Raw genomic sequence first — 19,369 nt, 5'->3', positions numbered from 1 at the left:
AATATAAATGGGACATTTTTTTAAAATAATTGTATTAAATCTATTGGTCTTTTATAAGAGAGCGATTTTCTTTTAATTTCCTGAGTTGTAAATATAAATGGGACAGTTTTTTAAAATAATTGTATTAAATCTATTGGTCTTTTATAAGAGAGCGATTTTCTGGGTGTAGAATTAATTTGAAATGCTATAAAATTTAAATCTTTTTGTTTATATGAAGATAGATCTGTAGATTTTGGTAAATATCTTCTTAAAATACCATTATTATTTTCATTTAAACCCCTTTGGCAAGGTTTACCAGGATCTGCAAAATAAATTTTGACATTACAAATTTTTTCGATTAATCTTCATTTACTAAATTCTTTACCACGATCAAAAGTAATGGTTTTAACTGTTCCTTTTTGTAACTTTGAAATAAAGTTGGAAATTATCCCCGCATGTACTAGTGTGGAGGAAAAAATGAATTGAAATGAATTCAACAGCATATTTCAAACTGAAAACGATTGTTTGAAATATATAGCGAAGTTGAAAATAATGAAATGCATCAGGTGTGCTTCTTCTAGTTTGAATGCTTCTGATTTGAGAAGAATACGATGTTTGAACTGTAACCAAACATTTAGTATTCTTTATGGAACCATTTTTTATAAGTCACAGACCCAAATGACATCTTGGTTTTATCTCATCTTTAGATGAATAAACACAAAGCATGGCATACCAGCAACCGATGTTGCAAGGGAATTGGGTGTGACCTATAAAACAGCTTGAAGAATGTGTCATGAAATCAGGACTAGAATTGGAAATCAAGATGCAGGTTTCATTGTTGATGGCACAGCACAGATGGATGAAATGTATCTTTCACATTTAGGTTTTAAAAAACAAGGAAGATCCTTGTTGAATAAAACTTTGATTGTTGGAGTTTATGAGAAAACCAGCAACAAACTAATTGTTAAGGTGCTGAAAAATGCAGATGAAAAAAACCTTTTAAGATTTGCATTGAAACACATTTTTACTGAGTGCTGTCTATTTACGGATTCTTGGAAGGGATATGTAAGTTTCAAAAACTTCTATCCCAAACATGAAATCGCAAATCATGAAGTTGGGTATGTGTCACCAACAGGTGTAAACACAAACCAGATTGAATCAGCATGAAAGCACATCCGACGAACTTTCCGAACACACATAAGAGTTTCAAAGCACAATATTCATTTATATGCAAAAGAATCAGCATATAAATTCAATAACATACCTAGTTTTGAAACCGTAATTTTGTGTTTGATTTAAATACATACGGGGATAATTTCCTAGGTAGGCTTTTATCTCCATTTATGTGATAAAATTTAAAAATAGTACATAAAGGGATAAAAGCCATAAATTTTATTATACTTTTCGTAATATTTTCTGATTTATGATTTTTAGTTACTAAAGGAATTGTGGTTTTTGATCATATATCAGCCAAAGTAATAATAGAACTTTTATGATCTTTGCCAATGATAGTATCACCTTCTAAATGACCAAATTCTTGTATATTTTTAATATTAGGAATGATTAAATTTCTTTCATGAATAGACTTACAATTATTAATTTTGCCCCTAGTTTCTTTTTCTTTGTGAGATTTATTTTTGCCTTTTCTCAATAAGTTATTTTCATCAAAACCCATTCGATTTGTTTTAAACATGTTATATAAAGTTTTTGTTGAAATACTTTTTATTTTATTTTCCTTTAAAAAGTTAGCAATTATATCAAAAGCATACTTTTTAGTAATTAACAAATGATTAATACTATTAATTTCTGTTAAAGTTAAAATTATTAATTTTCTGCCTGCATTTTGTTTATTTTTTTGAAATTGATTCAATATTTCTAATGGCAATAAGTTTTTATTTAATAATCTACAAACTCTATGTACAGTTGATTTACTATAATCAACAATTTTTGCTATTTTACGAATCGAAAATCCATAATTTTTATATTCTTTTATTGCTATTATTGATTCAATACTCAGATACTTATACATTGCGCTAATTCCTTTCTTTTCTTAATTATAGAACTAACACAATTTAATTTTTATATAAGTGTCCTTTTTAATTTTACAATAGACTTGGTGCAAAACCTTTAATTTTAACAATTTAACGATTATTATTAATATTAAAGGTGATAGTTATTATGTTGAAAAAATATAAAGATGATCAAGAATTTTATAGTTTAGTCGGCATAAAGCCACAAACATTTTATAAAATGCTTGAAATTTTAAAAATTGCTGAGTCTAAACAAAAATATTATGGTGGTAGAAAAAATAAAATTGTAATTGAAGAGCGTTTATTAATGACTTTAGAATATTGAAAAGACTATAGTAGTTATAGAGTTATTGCAAAAAGATATAATATTAGTCATACTAGTTGCATTCGTAATATTTTTTGAATTGAAAATATTTTAATAAAAAGCGGAATTTTTAATTTACCTGGAAAAAAAGATTTAACAAAAAATAAAGGTACTAATAATAATTTGTTAGCTATTGATGCTACTGAAACTCCAATTGAAAGAATTAAAAAAAACTAAAATTACTTTTTTCAGGTAAAAAGAAACATCATTCTCTCAAATCCCAAATAATTATTGATATTTCCAATGGAAAAATTATTTCAACTGCTTTTTGTTTTGGAAGCATTCATGATTTTAAATTGCTTCTAAAATCTAAAACTTTTATTCCTCCAGAAAAACAAGTTTTTGTTGATTCAGGTTATCAAGGTATACAAAATATTCATAAAAATACATTTTTGCCATTTAAAAAAAGTAAATACAATCAATTAACACCAATTCAAAAAGAATACAATAAAACTTTAAGTAAAATTAGAATTAAAATTGAACACGTATTTGCTAAACTAAAACGTTTTAAAATTTTAAGTTTAAAATATCGCAATAAAATACGAAGATTTGCATTAAGATTTAATTTAATAGCAGGAATATATAATTTTGAATTACCTTAGTTTTGCACCAAGTCTATTCTTTTATTGCTATTATTGATTCAATACTCAGATACTTATACATTGTGCTAATTCCTTTCTTTTCTTAATTATAGAACTAACACAATTTAATTTTTATATAAGTGTCCTTTTTAATTTTACAATTAAAGTTAAATAAAAACTTATTGCCATTAGAAATATTGAATCAATTTCAAAAAAATAAACAAAATGCAGGCAGAAAATTAATAATTTTAACTTTAACAGAAATTAATAGTATTAATCATTTGTTAATTACTAAAAAGTATGCTCTTGATATAATTGTTAACTTTTTAAAGGAAAATAAAATAAAAAGTATTTCAACCAAAAACTTTATATAACGTGTTTAAAACAAATCGAATGGGTTTTGATGAAAATAACTTATTGAGAAAAGGCAAAAATAAATCTCACAAACAAAAAGAAACTAGGGGCAAAATTAATAATTGTAAGTCTATTCATGAAAGAAATTTAATCATTCCTAATATTAAAAATATACAAGAATTTGGTCATTTAGAAGGTGATACTATCATTGGCAAAGATCATAAAAGTTCTATTATTACTTTGGATGATATATGATCAAAAACCACAATTCCTTTAGTAACTAAAAATCATAAATCAGAAAATATTACGAAAAGTATAATAAAATTTATTTCAAAGTTACAAAAAGGAACAGTTAAAACCATTACTTTTGATCGTGGTAAAGAATTTAGTAAATGAAGATTAATCGAAAAAATTTGTAATGTCAAAATTTATTTTGCAGATCCTGGTAAACCTTGCCAAAGGGGTTTAAATGAAAATAATAATGGTATTTTAAGAAGATATTTACCAAAATCTACAGATCTATCTTCATATAAACAAAAAGATTTAAATTTTATAGCATTTCAAATTAATTCTACGCCCAGAAAATCGCTCTCTTATAAAAGACTAATAGATTTAATACAATTATTTTAAAAAACTGTCCCATTTATATTTACAACTCAGGTTTTAAATAATCAAATTCTTGATCATTTCAAAAACTATAATTTGATCTAATTTTATTTTTACTAAGAGCATAATAAAGTGGAATAGCAACAAAATAAGCAAAGATAGCTTGAATACTATCAGTAATTAATTCATTAACTGTAATAGCATAATCTTGATAAATTACTAAATAAGACAATGGGTAAATAAGTAGTAAAATAGCAGCAAAAAAGAAAGTATAAACAGTACTTCATCAAGATTTATTAATTAATAACTTAATAACAAAAAACATTACAATTCTAATAAAAATTGTAATAGGAATAACCACAATTTTAACACCACTAATTAAATCAAAAATGCCACCCGCAATTGGTCCTGCAAATAACAGCATTGGTCCTTCAAAAAAAGCACAAAATGGAATAAAAACAGAATCAAATAATTGCAAAGTAGAATTTCCACCAAATAAACTAGTAATTGCTCAACCAAAAAGAAAAGTTGAACAATAACCAATTGTTACTAATAAACCAGTAATAATACCAGTCATTGCTAAATATTTAATTGAGCGAAAACGATACATCTTTTCCTCCTAGATTACCAAAAAATATTAGTTATTTTTTTATTATTTAAAGATAAAACCAATTGCAATTGGATTAATTTTAGAACCATAGTAACAAGCTGCTATAATTTCTTTTTTACCTGCTGGTTGAATAACTTTAGTTACTATGTTATTAGTTTTAGTGGCAACAATAATACCTAATTTATTTATTGCAACAATTGTTCCTGGCAGAGCATTTGATAATTCATTAGTTACTGCTACTTGATGAATTTTGTATATATTATCATTCAACGTAGTATAAGCAATTGGTGTATTATACAATCCACGAACATGACATGAAATTAATTGTGCTGAAAGATTTCAATTAATTTTTTCATCACTTCTTTTAATATTTAAACCAAAAGTTACTTTATTTTCATCTTGTTCTTGTTCTTCAATTTCATTATTAATGATTTTTAATAAATATTTTATTAACATATTTTGTGCTAAAGTTATCAACTTATTAACTAAAGAAGTATATGTATCCTCAATACCAATTGAAACTTGTTCTTGAACATAAATTGCTCCTGCATCCATTTTACTTACCATTTTCATTAATGTAATACCAGTGGTTTGTAATCCATTAATAATTGCTCATTGAATAGGGGCACCACCACGCAATGATGGTAATAATGAAGCATGAATATTTAAACATTTATATTTTGGTAAATTTAAAATTGCTTTTGGTAAAAATTGACCATAAGCACAAGTAAGAATAACATCAATATTTAATAATTGTAAATCTTTTAAACTGTCAATAATATTTTCGGGTTGGAAAACAGGGATTTGATATTCTTGTGCCAATTGTTTAATTGCTAAAGGAACAACTTCTTGTTTACGACCAATTTTACGATCTGGCTGACAAACAACACCAACTATTTCAATTTCATTTTTCATTGTTAATAACAATGTTTTTAAAATATTTTCAGAAAAAAAAGAAGAACCCATAAATAAAATTTTAAATTTTTTCATAATTTTCGCCCTCAATTTTTGCTTTGTACATTTCAATAATATTTTTTACATGTCAGAATAATACTACCATACCTAAAGTATCTTGAGCACAATATTTTAACATATTTTCACGAAAATTATGAATTCAATTAGTTAAACCAATGTTATTTTCAACTCTTCTACGAAAAACTTCTGATGCCATATCTCCTTTTTTAATAACTAATCCTTCATAAGAAAAGGAAGGTTCAAATGCTGGTAAAGTTTTTTTAATTGAAAGAGAACCATAAAACTGTTCTTTATAAATTTTAAATTCTTTAAAAAAATCTTGTAAATCAATAGTACCATCATGAATTAATGATAATTTATTTTTATATTGAGGGTAATAATAAGCTAATTTTTTAAGAACAGATTTCTCAAATGATCGATTATAAGCAACATACGTACCCTTACCATGAATATTAATTAAATCATGACATATTTTTTTTGTTAACATTTCTCTTGGATCATCATTGCCATCTGCTAAAAATTCATAATGTTTAATTGATTTATAAGTTTTAAAATCAAAATCTGGTGCTAATAATACATGGACAGAATATTGAAAAGGAATTTGTTGATATGGTTTACTATTTTTAAACTTAGGTATTGCAGATTTCATAGTCTCAAAATCATACATATAAATTGGATATTGGTACTTTTTGTATTCAATTTTTAAATCAACAAATTTAGTGCCATCAATTAATTTTTCACCATTTTTAATTACATCATATTGTCTTAAATGTAAATTAGACTTTGTTAAAAATGGTAATAATCTTTCATCATTAATTTCTAAGAAATCTTCTTCATAATATCACAATGCTTTCTTAGTTTTTCTTAAACGATATAATTCAAAAATAGTATTATGAATAGAAAAATATTTAAAAATATGAGGACAAAATTGATTACTATTTTCATGACAATAAGGTAAAGTTAATAATTTAACTATTTCGTCAATATCACTAATTTTAATAATATTCTTAATATTTTCATATTGTAATTTCAAATTATTATTTAAAATTTCATCTTGAATTGATTCAAAAAGACTAAAACCTTTTTTAGTATTTGGACTTTTTTGCCAAGTTGATCCATTAACAATAAATAATTCATTTAAATCTATTTTTTCTTTCTTAACATAATTATTATTTAAATACATAATATAAGTATTAACTACTTTAATTCCACATTTGGTTAAAATATCATACTGATAAAGTAAATCTCACATATGTTCTTCTTTAACTCAAGTTACTGCTTTTACTTCAATTAAATCCCAACCATCATTATTTCGCTTTAAAATATCACACTTAGTAACACAGCCCTGATATTCAAATCTTGGTTCAAATAAAACACCATACTCTTTATTATTAATAATTTCTATAACATTATTACCCGGTTCAGACTCAAAATTAAAACAAGAATATTTTACTTTAAAATATTCTTGAGCATAGTGCCCAGTTTCAATACCGTCTGCAATTGTTTCACCAAGATAAAATTCAGAATCATCTTCTTCATTATAATTATTTTCAAATGTATCATCGTCTAAATCAGAAATAGTAATTAAATTAGATTTAAATTTACTACTTGTTTTAGTATGCGTTAGTTCAACAAAATTTATTATCTTTTTCTCTTCAATTAAATGCTTAGCTAAAGCATAATTTTTTGCATTTAAAAATCACGAAAGTTTTCGACAAATACGGAAATGCTTATAATCATCTTTATAAATTTTCATTACATATCACCCAATTGCCTACTTAAAAATAAAGATTTATTTATCTTTTCATCCAGAAAATTTATCATGAATTGCAATTTTAGGTTTTTCTAAATTTTTAGCACGTTTTTTATTTTCTTTATTTTGTAAACGTTCTTCTTCAATTGCAAGTTTAACGGCTTCATTTTCTTTTTTAATTGCTGCTTTTTCTTCTGCTGTCTTTCTTTTTATTTTAATTTTACCACTACGTTTTTTTGACATTTCAATTTTCTTAAGTGTTTCTTCTAAATCTAATTCACAATTTACTTTTCAAATTGTTTCAAATTCTTTCTTTGATAATTGTTTAGTAAACCCTTCTACCTCAAATGCTTTAGTTGCAAATAAATCATTTTTCTTAGAATCATATAATTTTACAATTACATCAAAAACATCACGATAGCGATATTCTTTACTACTACGTGAAACTACTTGTTCAAATTCTACTGTTTTATGTTGCAATTTTAATTCATCGCGCATAAAGGATTTAATAATTTTTTTTACTTCTTTTTGACGTTGTTTTTTCTCTTCTTTTTTCTTCTTTTTTGCTGAAATGGTTGTAAAAATAAAAATTATTAAAACTACTCCTATAAGCGCTAACATTCATCATTGACTAGATAAATTTCCCATTTTTTATTCCTCTTTTTTGATTTATAAATTTTCCTCGATTACTGCTAATAGTTTAGTTGGACTCATCGGTGAAATTGTTAAAATTAAATTAACATCTTTTTTAATTACAAAATAAAGATGTGTTTTATTTACTCTAATATATTTAAAACTTTTTGTCTCTTCAATATCATAAGACTCATTAATCAATTTTAAACAATATTCACGTAATTGGATATCATTTCAGTCTTGCAATTTTAATCTTGTTCTAATCCTACCAATACTATGGTAAGAAAATTTATAAGGGTTACGAAAATAGTAACTCATTTATTTACCACACCTACATTTATCATTAAAGTTTTTAAACAAATAATTTACATTAAAAGTGTAAAAAAATTAAAATATACTATTAACAAAAAGCTAACACATTAATTATACTGAAAAAATAAAAAATATTATACAACATTTATGATTTTTGTTATAATTATTTTTGTTGTAATTAATCTATAAAACATGTTCAAAACAAAAAAGGAGAAAAAATGGCTAACATTGCATCACAAATTAAAAGAATTAAAACAAACCAAAAAAGAAATGAAATTAATAAAAGTTATAAATCTAAAGTTAAAACTGCTTTAAAAAAAGCTGAAATATCAATAAAAAACAAAGCAGAAAATGCTTCAGTACTTGTTAATGAAGTATGTAGTTTAATTGATAAAGCTGTTGTTAAAGGCATTTATCACATTAATAAAGCTGCTCGTCAAAAATCTAAAATTATGACTAAATTAGCAAAAGCAAAATAACTATAATTTATTTTAAAACTAAATTTTTGTTTTAATAAAATACCAAATTTAAAAACTATTTAGCTAATAATGTAAAGTTAGAACTTGATGCTCTAATCTCAGCAAAAATTTTATTTTTTTGAAATTCATCTGATGTATCCATAACTATAAAAATACTAAAATTACTAATATCTAATTTATTACGATCAAATGTACTGTCAATTTTATAAATAGAGGCACCATTTTTAGTAATAATATTAATAATTTCGCTAATAGTACTATAGACTTGGTGCAAAACTAAGGTAATTCAAAATTATATATTCCTGCTATTAAATTAAATCTTAATGCAAATCTTCGTATTTTATTGCGATATTTTAAACTTAAAATTTTAAAACGTTTTAGTTTAGCAAATACGTGTTCAATTTTAATTATAATTTTACTTAAAGTTTTATTGTATTCTTTTTGAATTGGTGTTAATTGATTGTATTTACTTTTTTTAAATGGCAAAAATGTATTTTTATGAATATTTTGTATACCTTGATAACCTGAATCAACAAAAACTTGTTTTTCTGGATGAATAAAAGTTTTAGATTTTAGAAGCAATTTAAAATCATGAATGCTTCCAAAACAAAAAGCAGTTGAAATAATTTTTCCATTGGAAATATCAATAATTATTTGGGATTTGAGAGAATGATGTTTCTTTTTACCTGAAAAAAGTAATTTTAGTTTTTTTTAAGGCTTTTATCCCTTTATGTACTATTTTTAAATTTTATCACATAAATGGAGATAAAAGCCTACCTAGGAAATTATCCCTGCATGTATTTAAATCAAACACAAAATTACAGTTTCAAAACTAGGTATGTTATTGAATTTATATGCTGATTCTTTTGCATATAAATGAATATTGTGCTTTGAAACTCTTATGTGTGTTCGGAAAGTTCGTCGGATGTGCTTTCATGCTGATTCAATCTGGTTTGTGTTTACACCTGTTGGTGACACATACCCAACTTCATGATTTACGATTTCATGTTCGGGATAGAAGTTTTTGAAACTTACATATCCCTTCCAAGAATCCGTAAATAGACAGCACTCAGTAAAAATGTGTTTCAATGCAAATCTTAAAAGGTTTTTTTATCTGCATTTTTCAGAACCTTCACAATTAGTTTGTTGCTGGTTTTCTCATAAACTCCAACAATCAAAGTTTTATTCAAAAAGGATCTTCCTTGTTTTTTAAAACCTAAATGTGAAAGATACATTTCATCCATCTGTGCTGTGCCATCAACAATGAAACCTGCATCTTGATTTTCAATTCTAGTCCTGATTTCATGACACATTCTTCAAGCTGTTTTATAGGTCACACCTAATTCCCTTGCAACATCGGTTGCTGGTATGCCATGCTTTGTGTTTATTCATCTAAAGATGAGGGTGAGTAAAGTTAATAGTTATAATTTAATTTTCTTTAAATAAAAGACAACTTTAAATTATTAATTGTTGGTTATATTATATACCTTTTTATAAATATAATCAAGTATTTTAGACTATTATTTTAATTCATCTAAAGTAAAAATTCCTAACTATTTAGGTTTAGATTTATTAAGTTTTTAAAATATTAAAGTAAAAGATTTAATTTATTAATTCTTGCTGAATTAATTATAAGCATATTATTAAGTACTTTATCATTATAAATTTTAGCACCATATCCTTTTAAAGATTTAACAAGATGTGATACATCACTTTCAGCACATACTCCTTGATTTCAATTTTCTTTTTGATTTATAATACCTTCTTTATTATTTTTAAAATATTTATATATTTCTTCATTAATATTATTTTCTTTTAAATAATCTAATAATTTATAATATTCACCATTAACAAATAAATTATATGCATTTGTTAATTTTTTATTATCTACTTTTCTATTAAAAATAAATCCTTTTTTCAATGCTTTAAATGCATGATGTCTATCAATTACATAAGGAATATTTTCTTTTTTAGCAGTAGTTTTAATTCAAGGTGCACCATCACCAATAAATACTAAACTACTTTTAGAATAAATATATTGTAAATCAAGAAATTCATAAATTTTATCAATTAATTCTTGTCTTTTAATTCTTTGACCATTTTTAGTTTTCATATAAGTAATTTTTTTATCTTTTAAAACATTTCTACTTTTAGTAGATTTTTCTAAATCTTTACCTTTATTTGCACTAATTGTACGAATACGATTTTTTTGTTTTTTATTATCAAATAAAGAACTTATAAAACAATCATCCATATTTACAAATAATTTTTCAGTTGGTGATACTATTTTTTTCTCTTTTATTTCTTCAACTCCTATTATTGCATTTTTCATTACATTAGTCATATATGTTTTTGAAAAATTACTATTTTTTATAGTATCTTGTACATCACTTTGTCTTTTACCATTACCTGAATTTCTTATTATTGTATGTTCTAAACTTGTGAGTGTTCTTTTTCTTTTCTTAATTTTTATATAATCATCTAAAGGATAATAATATTCATTAGTTTCTAATATTAAATAACATCTACGATAAAAATCATTAATTTTACCATATTGAGTATTTGGACTTCTTGGAGCAGTTTTAACATATTTATATTTAGTTTTATCATATATATTTTGATGTCAAAAATCATAATATGATTTTAATAGATTTGTGAAATAATTTAAACCATTATTTTTAATTTTATTATCAAGTTCATCATAATTAAGCTCATCAGTAAGAAAATTCATAATATTAATCTCCTTCTTAATTTATGATTTGATTATAGTAATAATTATTATTAAAGTGGTGAAATATGATTTTATGAAAATGTTATAATTAGTATATAAATTATTAAATATAGGTGATAATATGTCAGAAAAAGAAAAAAAATATGGTGAAAAATTAAGTGTTAATTATAAAACTCAAATTGATAATTATTTAAGAACCAAGAAAGTTATATTAACACCACAAGGATTAAACAATGCACTTGGAATTGATAGAAAATTTGTTTATGATTGCCGACGTAGAAGCAATCCATGACGTAAAAAATTTATTAAAGATTATGATAATGCAAGAGCAATAATTTCAACTCATATGTTAGAAAAATCATTAGTAAAACCAGAAATAATTTATAAACATTGACAAGTTAGTTATCCAAATGAATTTGATATTAATGAAGAAGATAATAACGCACAAAGTAACTTTAATTGTAAAATTAAAAAGGACACCTATATAAAAATTAAATTGTGTTAGTTCTATAATTAAGAAAAGAAAGGAATTAGCGCAATGTATAAGTATCTGAGTATTGAATCAATAATAGCAATAAAAGAATATAAAAATTATGGATTTTCGATTCGTAAAATAGCAAAAATTGTTGATTATAGTAAATCAACTGTACATAGAGTTTGTAGATTATTAAATAAAAACTTATTGCCATTAGAAATATTGAATCAATTTCAAAAAAATAAACAAAATGCAGGCAGAAAATTAATAATTTTAACTTTAACAGAAATTAATAGTATTAATCATTTGTTAATTACTAAAAAGTATGCTCTTGATATAATTGCTAACTTTTTAAAGGAAAATAAAATAAAAAGTATTTCAACAAAAACTTTATATAACATGTTTAAAACAAATCGAATGGGTTTTGATGAAAATAACTTATTGAGAAAAGGCAAAAATAAATCTCACAAACAAAAAGAAACTGGGGGCAAAATTAATAATTGTAAGTCTATTCATGAAAGAAATTTAATCATTCCTAATATTAAAAATATACAAGAATTTGGTCATTTAGAAGGTGATACTATCATTGGCAAAGATCATAAAAGTTCTATTATTACTTTGGCTGATATATGATCAAAAACCACAATTCCTTTAGTAACTAAAAATCATAAATCAGAAAATATTACGAAAAGTATAATAAAATTTATTTCAAAGTTACAAAAAGGAACAGTTAAAACCATTACTTTTGATCGTGGTAAAGAATTTAGTAAATGAAGATTAATCGAAAAAATTTGTAATGTCAAAATTTATTTTGCAGATCCTGGTAAACCTTGCCAAAGGGGTTTAAATGAAAATAATAATGGTATTTTAAGAAGATATTTACCAAAATCTACAGATCTATCTTCATATAAACAAAAAGATTTAAATTTTATAGCATTTCAAATTAATTCTACACCCAGAAAATCGCTCTCTTATAAAAGACCAATAGATTTAATACAATTATTTTAAAAAACTGTCCCATTTATATTTACAACTCAGGTAATATAATTATTAATATTTGTGAACCTAGAAAAATAGAAAATAATGATTAGAAACCTATAATAAATATAGGTTTTTTTCTTTATTTTAAAGGATAAAAATGATATAATTTAATAAAGTGAATATGTTAAATTAACATATATAAAAGTGACCTATTAACCAAGTGAATTATTAAAATTTTATTAACAAGGGAGATTAAAAGTATGAGTGATTTTACTTTTGATGAAAAAGAGAATTATAGTTTAGATGATGTTAAAAATTTACTAAAACAACATAGAAATGTAGTATATGCTGAAAGTAAAAAAAATATTGAACCTAAATTAAGTGAATATGAAACTAAAATAAAAGACTATGAAAATAAAATTAATAGTTTTGAAGAGCAACAATTATTTTCAAATATTAAAGATACTAAAAAAGTAAATTTAATTAAAAATTTAATGAGTATTGATAATTATAAATCTTTATCTAAACAAGAAGCATTTAATAAAATAAATGAAGATTATAAAGAATTTCTTATTGATAAAACATCAGAACCTATTAAATCAGAAAATAAACCTAATTTAAATGATTTTAATCCTAAAACTCTTTTAGATTTACATACAAATAGTATAAATCCAGAAGAATTAGAAAAAAAATTAAATGAAAAAGCAAAAACTACAGGTATTACTGATGTTAATGAATTAGAAAAACTTGTAAATTTAGCAAGAGGAAATGCACTTCAATCTATTAAATAGAAAGAGGATAAAATGGCAATTCCACAAATACCTAAAGCATTTATTATTGGTGGTAATTCACCTACTGAAAATGCTGTTTTAAGTGTACTTGAAGCACAAGTTCGTGGTGAATTAACTGCTGAATTAAGTACTTTATTTATGAGAAATACTGTTACTGCTGACCAAATAGCAAATATTAGTGGTGTAGCAATGGCAATATATAGAGCAACTGTTCGTGTATTATGAGGTTCAACATGAGATGAATTTACTGGTACTAAAAGACAAAAAGGAACAGTTAAAACAACAACATTAATTATTGATAAAGAATTAACAATTGATTTTAATATTCCAGAATTTGATATTGAAAGATTTATGACTTCACCAGCAAATGTAGCAACACAAATTGTTTCAAATTGAACAAGTTCATTTATGAGAAATTTAAGAGAAAATTTTGAATTAATATTTTTACAAGGTACAAAAGATTATGCAATTGCTAAATCATTAGTATTACCTTTAAATTTAAATAATATGACTAAAGAACAAGCATTAAATGCTTATTATAAAATTGGAGAAAAAAATAATAAATTAATTAAAAAAGTAGATGATATTACAGTTGGTATTAATAAAGCAGATTTAACTGGTGCTTGTGGTATTGATAGTAGTTTTAATTTAGCAAAAGCATTTACATTATTAAATTATGGACAAATTGCAGCAAATACTTTAGCAACTGGTAAAAGATATACAAATCAAATTATGGGAATGGAATTTTATGAAAGTTTTTATTTAGAACAAGATTTTATACATGATACTGTTTCTGGTATGCATTTAGAAAAAGATTATAAATTATTAGAGTTATTTGGAGTAGTTTATAACAGATATATGTGAGGTATGCCTATTTCATTTACAAAAGTAAGAAATAAATTAGATAATGCTACAGATAATATTCGTATTATTGGTAAAGCATTATATTCATTACCAGCAGCAATAAGACCTAATTTAATGTATATAATTCAAGAAAAAATGCCAACAGTAGATGAAATTAAAGAAGCAAGAGCAAAAAATTATAAAGTTGATGCAACTAATATTAATGCAACTTATCAATCAACTGATTATGATAATATGAATATTTTAGATTTACAAGATGTAATTTATTATAAAAATTTAGGAAAAATTACTATGGCAGGAACTACTCCTACTAATGATGAATTAGAAACTATAATAATAAATATTGGTAATAATGGTTATGAAAAAGGTAAAACAACATTTAGTAATATTACATCAACAAGTGCTATTATTTCTGGTAATAATAAAGATTATTATGGAACAGTAAAATTAGAATTTACTAAAAAATAATTATGGAATTTATATATAAATATTTTAATGAAAAAGCACATATTATTATTTATTCACCAAAACCAGAAGATTTAACTACAAGTAATGATATAAGAGCAATTTTATTAGATGAATATCCTAAATTAAGAAATGATTATTTTATAGTAAGTGATGTACATGATAATTATGCTATATGTGTTGGAGATAATATTCATTGTGAAGGTAAAGTAATTATTAAAATAGAAAAACAAACTAATTTATTAAAAGGAGTAAATGAAAATGCCAAATGATATCACTATACAATCAAGTAATTATACTTTATTAAAGATAATTCGTTCTTCAATAAGTCCTTTATCAGCAATGATAGGTACAAGTGCTTATTATGGTCAAGTAATTTCAAATCCAATATTGGGTTCAATTAATAGTTTATTATTTGGTAAAAAATTAGGTTTAGATATATTAAATTTAAATCAAAGACCAAATACTAAAACTAAATTAATTAATAGTAGTAAAAAAATATTATTAGGTTTAGGAACAATTGGTTTAGCAAATTATGCTAAATTTACTACTAATTCAATTAATCCAAATCCTAATCCATTTCCAGATGATTTATTATTAATGAAAAATAATACTAATAATTTAATGGCTTGAGATACATATATTAGTTTAAATGCTTATGGTATTTCAAATCTTATTAATGGAATTACAGAATTAATTCCTAATAGATTTGAAACTATACGTAAAATAGCAAATATGGGTACTGGTGGTTGTTTGATAAGTAGTGGTGTTGCTATGGGTATAAATAATGATTTTAATAATGCTTATGCAGTACCTACTATTATTGCTGGTGCAAGTGAAATTATTCATAATTTATTACCTATGGAAACTACAAATCATAATCAAGAAATGCAAGAAACACCATTTACTAATGAAACTACAAGATTAATTAATGATAATAGATTTACTATTAATAGTGAAACAACTAGTCAATATGGTAGTGATAATATGAGTGAAGTAATATTAGATAATGCTTCATTAAATTGAGATTATAACCATATGAGTTTATAATGTTACCTTTAATTATTAGAATTATCTATTCTGCATTAGAAACTAATGATATTAGAACTGCAATTATTAGTTTATTAAAGTTATATAGTAAAAATCAAAGTTTAAAATCAGTTTTAGATAGTGAAAATGTTAATGAGACAGAACTTGACCAACCATATTCGACTTTTAATCCAAATATTATTAAAAAACTTATTTCAATTATGAAACCTAGTGAATTAACTGAATTAAAATCACAATTAGATAAATTAATATTTAAACCTATAAAGAAAATTAATAATTTATTTAAAGAAGATAAAAAAGATATTAATAGTAAAGATATTGAACAAAATAGTCAAGATGATAAAGGTTGAGTAATATTATCAAGTTCATGATTTAAAAAAGGTTTATTTTATAAATCTAATCAATCATTAAAAGTTGGAATATTACAAGGTTTATTTCAAAGTGATACATCTAAAAATAAACGATGATATGGTGTATATACTTATCCAAATGTACCAGAAGAAACTTGAAATTTAATGAAAGTTCAAAAAGGTAAAAATGGTAATGGTGCTGGAACAATATTTTGAAGATATTTTTTAAGAGGGTTTTTACCAAGTCAAATACGTTTATATGTAAAGAAACAATTAAAAGAACAGAAAGGTATTAATAAAGGTAAACAACGTTATAACGTTATTAAATCAACTAATATTAATGTTTTAAAAACAACTGCATTTATTAATAGATTAGAACGTGGATTTTTTAAATTAAAAGAATTTAAAACTTTACCAAAAACTGAATTAGGTAGTAGAGTATGAAAAGTAGAAAGAAAAGAATATTTAACTTTTCATAAAACTAATAATTTAAATAAAAATATTGGGATTTCAATTTATAAAAATAAAAGTAAATATAAAACATGAAAGTAGGTGATAATTATTATTGAATTAGATAAACCAATTAAACCAATTGGTATATGAAATACTATTAATCCATTAAGTAAAGATAATAAAGAATATAAAAGATTAAATAAGATTTGATTTAATAAAAATAGTACTCATATTGATAAAATTAAAATTTTAATATCAAATATTTTAAAAATAACAAGTCATATTATTGGTATGTTAATAACATTATTTTTTACAATAACACCTTGATTAATACCTAAAATACCAATAGAAATGGGAATAGGTAATTATACTAATCAATATAATTTTACTTGACCAGACCATTTAATATTAACTTTATTTCCTATGTTTGGTCATATTGGATTAAATCTGATTACTAAATTAGGTAATTATGGAAAATTAATTAAATATATATTAATAACAATACCAATTATTATTACAAGTCCTTATTTAATATATCAATATAAAAATATTAGAAAACATAAAAAAGAATGTCAATTATGTAAACAACATTCAAATAAAATACAATTGGAGGAATAAAAAATGAATTTATCAAAAGAATTAATAGTAGCAGTATTAAGTGGAGCAATAACTAGTGGAGTTATAGTTACTATTGTTTGACTTTTCTTATATAAATTTATTAAAAAATCAAAACAAAACAAAATATCAAAAGAATTAAAAAGAGATAAAGAAATTAAATTTATTATTGATAATATTAAACAAATAAATTCTCAATTACAATTAGAAACTACATCAATTGCTAAGTCTTTAGATAGTTTTAATAATGATAATGAAAAAGATGAAGTATTTAAAAATACTATTATAAGTCAAAGAGCAAAACGTAAAGAATTATCAGAAAAAGATAAGAAAAAAGCAACTAAAGTTGGAATTTAAAGGGTTTAAATACCCTTTATTTTACATTAAGGAGTAAATTATTATGGCTATTAAAGACCCAATTTTATTTATAACAGTTGAAGAATTTAAAAATTCTAAATATTTTAATAATTTATTATTTGATAAAGTTACTACTCCAGATAATGAAATTTGATTTGCTATTTCAGTTGCAAGTAGTAATATTGATTATTTAAGTGGTTTTACTATTTCAAAAAAATGACCAGAAATAACACCAACTGATTTTACAGATAATATTCAAACAGCAACTACTCATTATGTTAGATTTTTATTAACTAAAGATGTAGATTATTTACGTGGTCAAGGTTCAATTAGTCAAGGTGGATTAACTTATAGTGAAACTAATCCAGATGACCCTTATTTTATACCACCAGAAGTATTTAATTGTTTAAGAAAAATTAAAGAATATCCAAATCTTAAAGGTTTTAATTTAAAAGGTATAGAATCACAAAAAAATAATTGATTTAATAAATTTATTTCAAATTGTGGTGAAGATAGTCCATTAAATGCATACATACCTTATAATAATATAAAATCATTAGATTCTAGAACTAAAATTACTATTACTCATTCACAAAATATGTTAAGACCAATAGTTAATATTGATACTACCGGTATTAATACAAGTACTACTATACCAGAATTTAAAAGTCCTAAAGAAACCATAGATATTAAATATTATGAATCTAATCATACTGTAAATGCTGATATTAGTAATAAAATACAAAATGAAATAGATAAAAAACAAAATAAAAGTGAAACAGTTTTTATTTGAAAAAGTAGTGTTGGTGCAAGCGGTAAATATGATGGTGGTGGCTATTTAAGTATGTCTAATAAGCAAATTACTAGTCTTGGAACTCCTACATCACCAAGCGATGCAACTACAAAACAATATGTTGATGATAAAATACCTAATTTAACTGATTATTATAAAAAAGAAGAAACTGATAATAAATTGTTATTAAAACAAGATAAATTAACTGCTGGTGAAAATATTAAGATTGAAAATAATGTTATTAGTGCTACTGGTTCTACTGATTTAACTGATTATTATAAAAAAGCTGTTTTTATGAAAGGATATTTTACATATAAAGATGATAGAGACCAATTATGAATAAATGATTCTTCAAATAGTTCTCTTGCTATTTCATTATTACTGAATAATAGATATGATAGATTAGAAACAACTAATAAAACTATTGCAGGTGCTATTAATGAAATATTAGAAAAACAACCAAATATTCCAAAATGAAAAGAAGTAGGAACAAAAATAAATATAAATCATATTAAATATACTTTTAAATCAAATACTAAATATAAAATTTATTATAATTTTGAAAATCAATCAAGTAATAAGAAAATTGCTTTTATTTGTAAAGAATTTCTATATGGTGAGTTAAATAATGATGTTCAAACTTTGGATTGAGATAAAGTTAATGATAGAATAATGGTTTCTTTACAAATGCAAAATGATACCATTGCTATTGTTAGTGACCCTACAAGATTTGGTCAACTTTTAAAATTAGAAGAATTACAGGAATAA

23 protein-coding genes and 3 pseudogenes are annotated in these 19,369 nt (G+C 23.3%); 15 read left to right on the top strand and 11 right to left on the bottom strand.

From position 1 onward, the window contains the following. Nucleotides 1-110: 110 nt before the first annotated feature. Nucleotides 111-425, bottom strand: a pseudogene (locus tag AAHM78_RS13215) (IS30 family transposase); the annotation flags it as partial. Between the two features lie 136 nt (nt 426-561). On the opposite strand from AAHM78_RS13215, the gene AAHM78_RS13210 reads away from it, so the two are divergent. After that, nucleotides 562-1,278, top strand: a complete 717-nt coding sequence (locus AAHM78_RS13210) for an IS1595 family transposase (protein WP_342253501.1) — start codon at nt 562-564, stop codon at nt 1,276-1,278. A 61-nt stretch (nt 1,279-1,339) separates the two neighbouring features. Here the strand turns inward: AAHM78_RS13210 and AAHM78_RS13205 are convergent. Continuing rightward, nucleotides 1,340-2,008 (bottom strand): annotated as a pseudogene (locus AAHM78_RS13205) (IS30 family transposase); the annotation flags it as partial. Between the two features lie 149 nt (nt 2,009-2,157). Here AAHM78_RS13205 and AAHM78_RS13200 point away from each other — a divergent pair. The 3 genes and pseudogenes from AAHM78_RS13200 to AAHM78_RS13185 form a co-directional block, all read left to right on the top strand. Continuing rightward, on the top strand, nt 2,158-2,550 hold the full coding sequence (locus AAHM78_RS13200) for a transposase family protein (protein WP_342252835.1): 393 nt from the start codon (nt 2,158-2,160) through the stop codon (nt 2,548-2,550). 50 nt (nt 2,551-2,600) lie between these two features. After that, entirely contained in the window at nt 2,601-2,975 is a 375-nt protein-coding gene (locus tag AAHM78_RS13195; protein WP_342255187.1) for a transposase family protein, read from the top strand. A 146-nt stretch (nt 2,976-3,121) separates the two neighbouring features. Further along, nucleotides 3,122-3,938 (top strand): annotated as a pseudogene (locus AAHM78_RS13185) (IS30 family transposase); the annotation flags it as partial. Between the two features lie 19 nt (nt 3,939-3,957). On the opposite strand, the gene AAHM78_RS13180 reads toward AAHM78_RS13185, so the two are convergent. The 4 genes from AAHM78_RS13180 to AAHM78_RS13165 are packed head-to-tail and all read right to left on the bottom strand — an operon-like array spanning nt 3,958 to nt 7,900. Then, the gene (locus AAHM78_RS13180; protein WP_342253497.1) at nt 3,958-4,524 is read right to left on the bottom strand and encodes a hypothetical protein; all 567 of its coding nucleotides are present in this window, start codon (nt 4,522-4,524) and stop codon (nt 3,958-3,960) included. Nucleotides 4,525-4,566: 42 nt separating this feature from the next. Beyond that, complete coding sequence (gene fmt, locus AAHM78_RS13175) at nt 4,567-5,514, bottom strand: methionyl-tRNA formyltransferase (RefSeq protein WP_342253496.1); 948 nt, start codon at nt 5,512-5,514, stop codon at nt 4,567-4,569. Then, nucleotides 5,501-7,255: a DUF2779 domain-containing protein gene (locus tag AAHM78_RS13170; RefSeq protein WP_342253495.1), complete on the bottom strand. Its 1,755-nt coding sequence runs from the start codon at nt 7,253-7,255 to the stop codon at nt 5,501-5,503. The genes fmt and AAHM78_RS13170 overlap by 14 nt, the downstream gene beginning before the upstream one ends. Before the next feature lie 36 nt (nt 7,256-7,291). Next, a complete protein-coding gene (locus AAHM78_RS13165) occupies nt 7,292-7,900 on the bottom strand; it encodes a hypothetical protein (protein WP_342253494.1) in 609 nt (202 codons plus the stop codon). 515 nt (nt 7,901-8,415) lie between these two features. Here AAHM78_RS13165 and rpsT point away from each other — a divergent pair. Next, the gene (gene rpsT / locus AAHM78_RS13160) at nt 8,416-8,676 is read left to right on the top strand and encodes a 30S ribosomal protein S20 (RefSeq protein ID WP_342253493.1); all 261 of its coding nucleotides are present in this window, start codon (nt 8,416-8,418) and stop codon (nt 8,674-8,676) included. 55 nt (nt 8,677-8,731) lie between these two features. Here the strand turns inward: rpsT and AAHM78_RS13155 are convergent, their stop codons facing one another. The 5 genes from AAHM78_RS13155 to AAHM78_RS13135 all read right to left on the bottom strand — a co-directional run bounded on the left by AAHM78_RS13155 (nt 8,732) and on the right by AAHM78_RS13135 (nt 11,407). Continuing rightward, nucleotides 8,732-8,950 (bottom strand): hypothetical protein, encoded by a 219-nt coding sequence (locus AAHM78_RS13155; protein ID WP_342253492.1) that lies wholly within the window; start codon nt 8,948-8,950, stop codon nt 8,732-8,734. A gap of 2 nt (nt 8,951-8,952) precedes the next feature. Next, entirely contained in the window at nt 8,953-9,318 is a 366-nt protein-coding gene (locus tag AAHM78_RS13150; RefSeq protein WP_342255122.1) for a transposase family protein, read from the bottom strand. Between the two features lie 159 nt (nt 9,319-9,477). Further along, entirely contained in the window at nt 9,478-9,765 is a 288-nt protein-coding gene (locus AAHM78_RS13145) for a transposase (RefSeq protein ID WP_342253307.1), read from the bottom strand. 8 nt (nt 9,766-9,773) lie between these two features. Then, entirely contained in the window at nt 9,774-10,013 is a 240-nt protein-coding gene (locus AAHM78_RS13140) for a hypothetical protein (protein ID WP_342253491.1), read from the bottom strand. 251 nt (nt 10,014-10,264) lie between these two features. Next, nucleotides 10,265-11,407, bottom strand: a complete 1,143-nt coding sequence (locus tag AAHM78_RS13135) for an Mbov_0401 family ICE element transposase-like protein (protein ID WP_342253490.1) — start codon at nt 11,405-11,407, stop codon at nt 10,265-10,267. A 121-nt stretch (nt 11,408-11,528) separates the two neighbouring features. Between AAHM78_RS13135 and AAHM78_RS13130 the strand changes: the two genes are divergently transcribed. The 10 genes from AAHM78_RS13130 (at nt 11,529) to AAHM78_RS13085 (ending at nt 19,369) form a co-directional block, all read left to right on the top strand. Then, nucleotides 11,529-11,912, top strand: coding sequence for a hypothetical protein (locus AAHM78_RS13130; RefSeq protein ID WP_342253489.1), 384 nt, complete (start codon nt 11,529-11,531; stop codon nt 11,910-11,912). 33 nt (nt 11,913-11,945) lie between these two features. Then, nucleotides 11,946-12,890, top strand: a complete 945-nt coding sequence (locus tag AAHM78_RS13125; RefSeq protein WP_342253488.1) for an IS30 family transposase — start codon at nt 11,946-11,948, stop codon at nt 12,888-12,890. 233 nt (nt 12,891-13,123) lie between these two features. Beyond that, nucleotides 13,124-13,654: a hypothetical protein gene (locus tag AAHM78_RS13120; protein WP_342253487.1), complete on the top strand. Its 531-nt coding sequence runs from the start codon at nt 13,124-13,126 to the stop codon at nt 13,652-13,654. Between the two features lie 12 nt (nt 13,655-13,666). Beyond that, nucleotides 13,667-14,986: a hypothetical protein gene (locus tag AAHM78_RS13115; RefSeq protein ID WP_342253486.1), complete on the top strand. Its 1,320-nt coding sequence runs from the start codon at nt 13,667-13,669 to the stop codon at nt 14,984-14,986. Nucleotides 14,987-14,988: 2 nt separating this feature from the next. After that, nucleotides 14,989-15,276, top strand: a complete 288-nt coding sequence (locus AAHM78_RS13110) for a hypothetical protein (protein WP_342253485.1) — start codon at nt 14,989-14,991, stop codon at nt 15,274-15,276. Beyond that, on the top strand, nt 15,245-16,033 hold the full coding sequence (locus AAHM78_RS13105; RefSeq protein ID WP_342253484.1) for a hypothetical protein: 789 nt from the start codon (nt 15,245-15,247) through the stop codon (nt 16,031-16,033). The genes AAHM78_RS13110 and AAHM78_RS13105 overlap by 32 nt, the downstream gene beginning before the upstream one ends. Next, nucleotides 16,033-16,935, top strand: a complete 903-nt coding sequence (locus AAHM78_RS13100) for a hypothetical protein (protein ID WP_342253483.1) — start codon at nt 16,033-16,035, stop codon at nt 16,933-16,935. Before AAHM78_RS13105 ends, AAHM78_RS13100 begins: the two co-directional genes overlap by 1 nt. After that, nucleotides 16,936-17,454 (top strand): hypothetical protein, encoded by a 519-nt coding sequence (locus AAHM78_RS13095; protein ID WP_342253482.1) that lies wholly within the window; start codon nt 16,936-16,938, stop codon nt 17,452-17,454. Between the two features lie 3 nt (nt 17,455-17,457). Then, the gene (locus AAHM78_RS13090; protein ID WP_342253481.1) at nt 17,458-17,808 is read left to right on the top strand and encodes a hypothetical protein; all 351 of its coding nucleotides are present in this window, start codon (nt 17,458-17,460) and stop codon (nt 17,806-17,808) included. 43 nt (nt 17,809-17,851) lie between these two features. Further along, entirely contained in the window at nt 17,852-19,369 is a 1,518-nt protein-coding gene (locus AAHM78_RS13085; RefSeq protein WP_342253480.1) for a hypothetical protein, read from the top strand.

The organism is Spiroplasma endosymbiont of Zeiraphera isertana (genome assembly GCF_964030805.1).
Lineage (GTDB): Bacteria > Bacillota_I > Bacilli_A > Mycoplasmatales > VBWQ01 > Spiroplasma_E.
The sequence above is the reverse complement of the archived record's forward strand: the minus strand, read 5'-3'. Positions and strand labels throughout refer to the sequence as shown.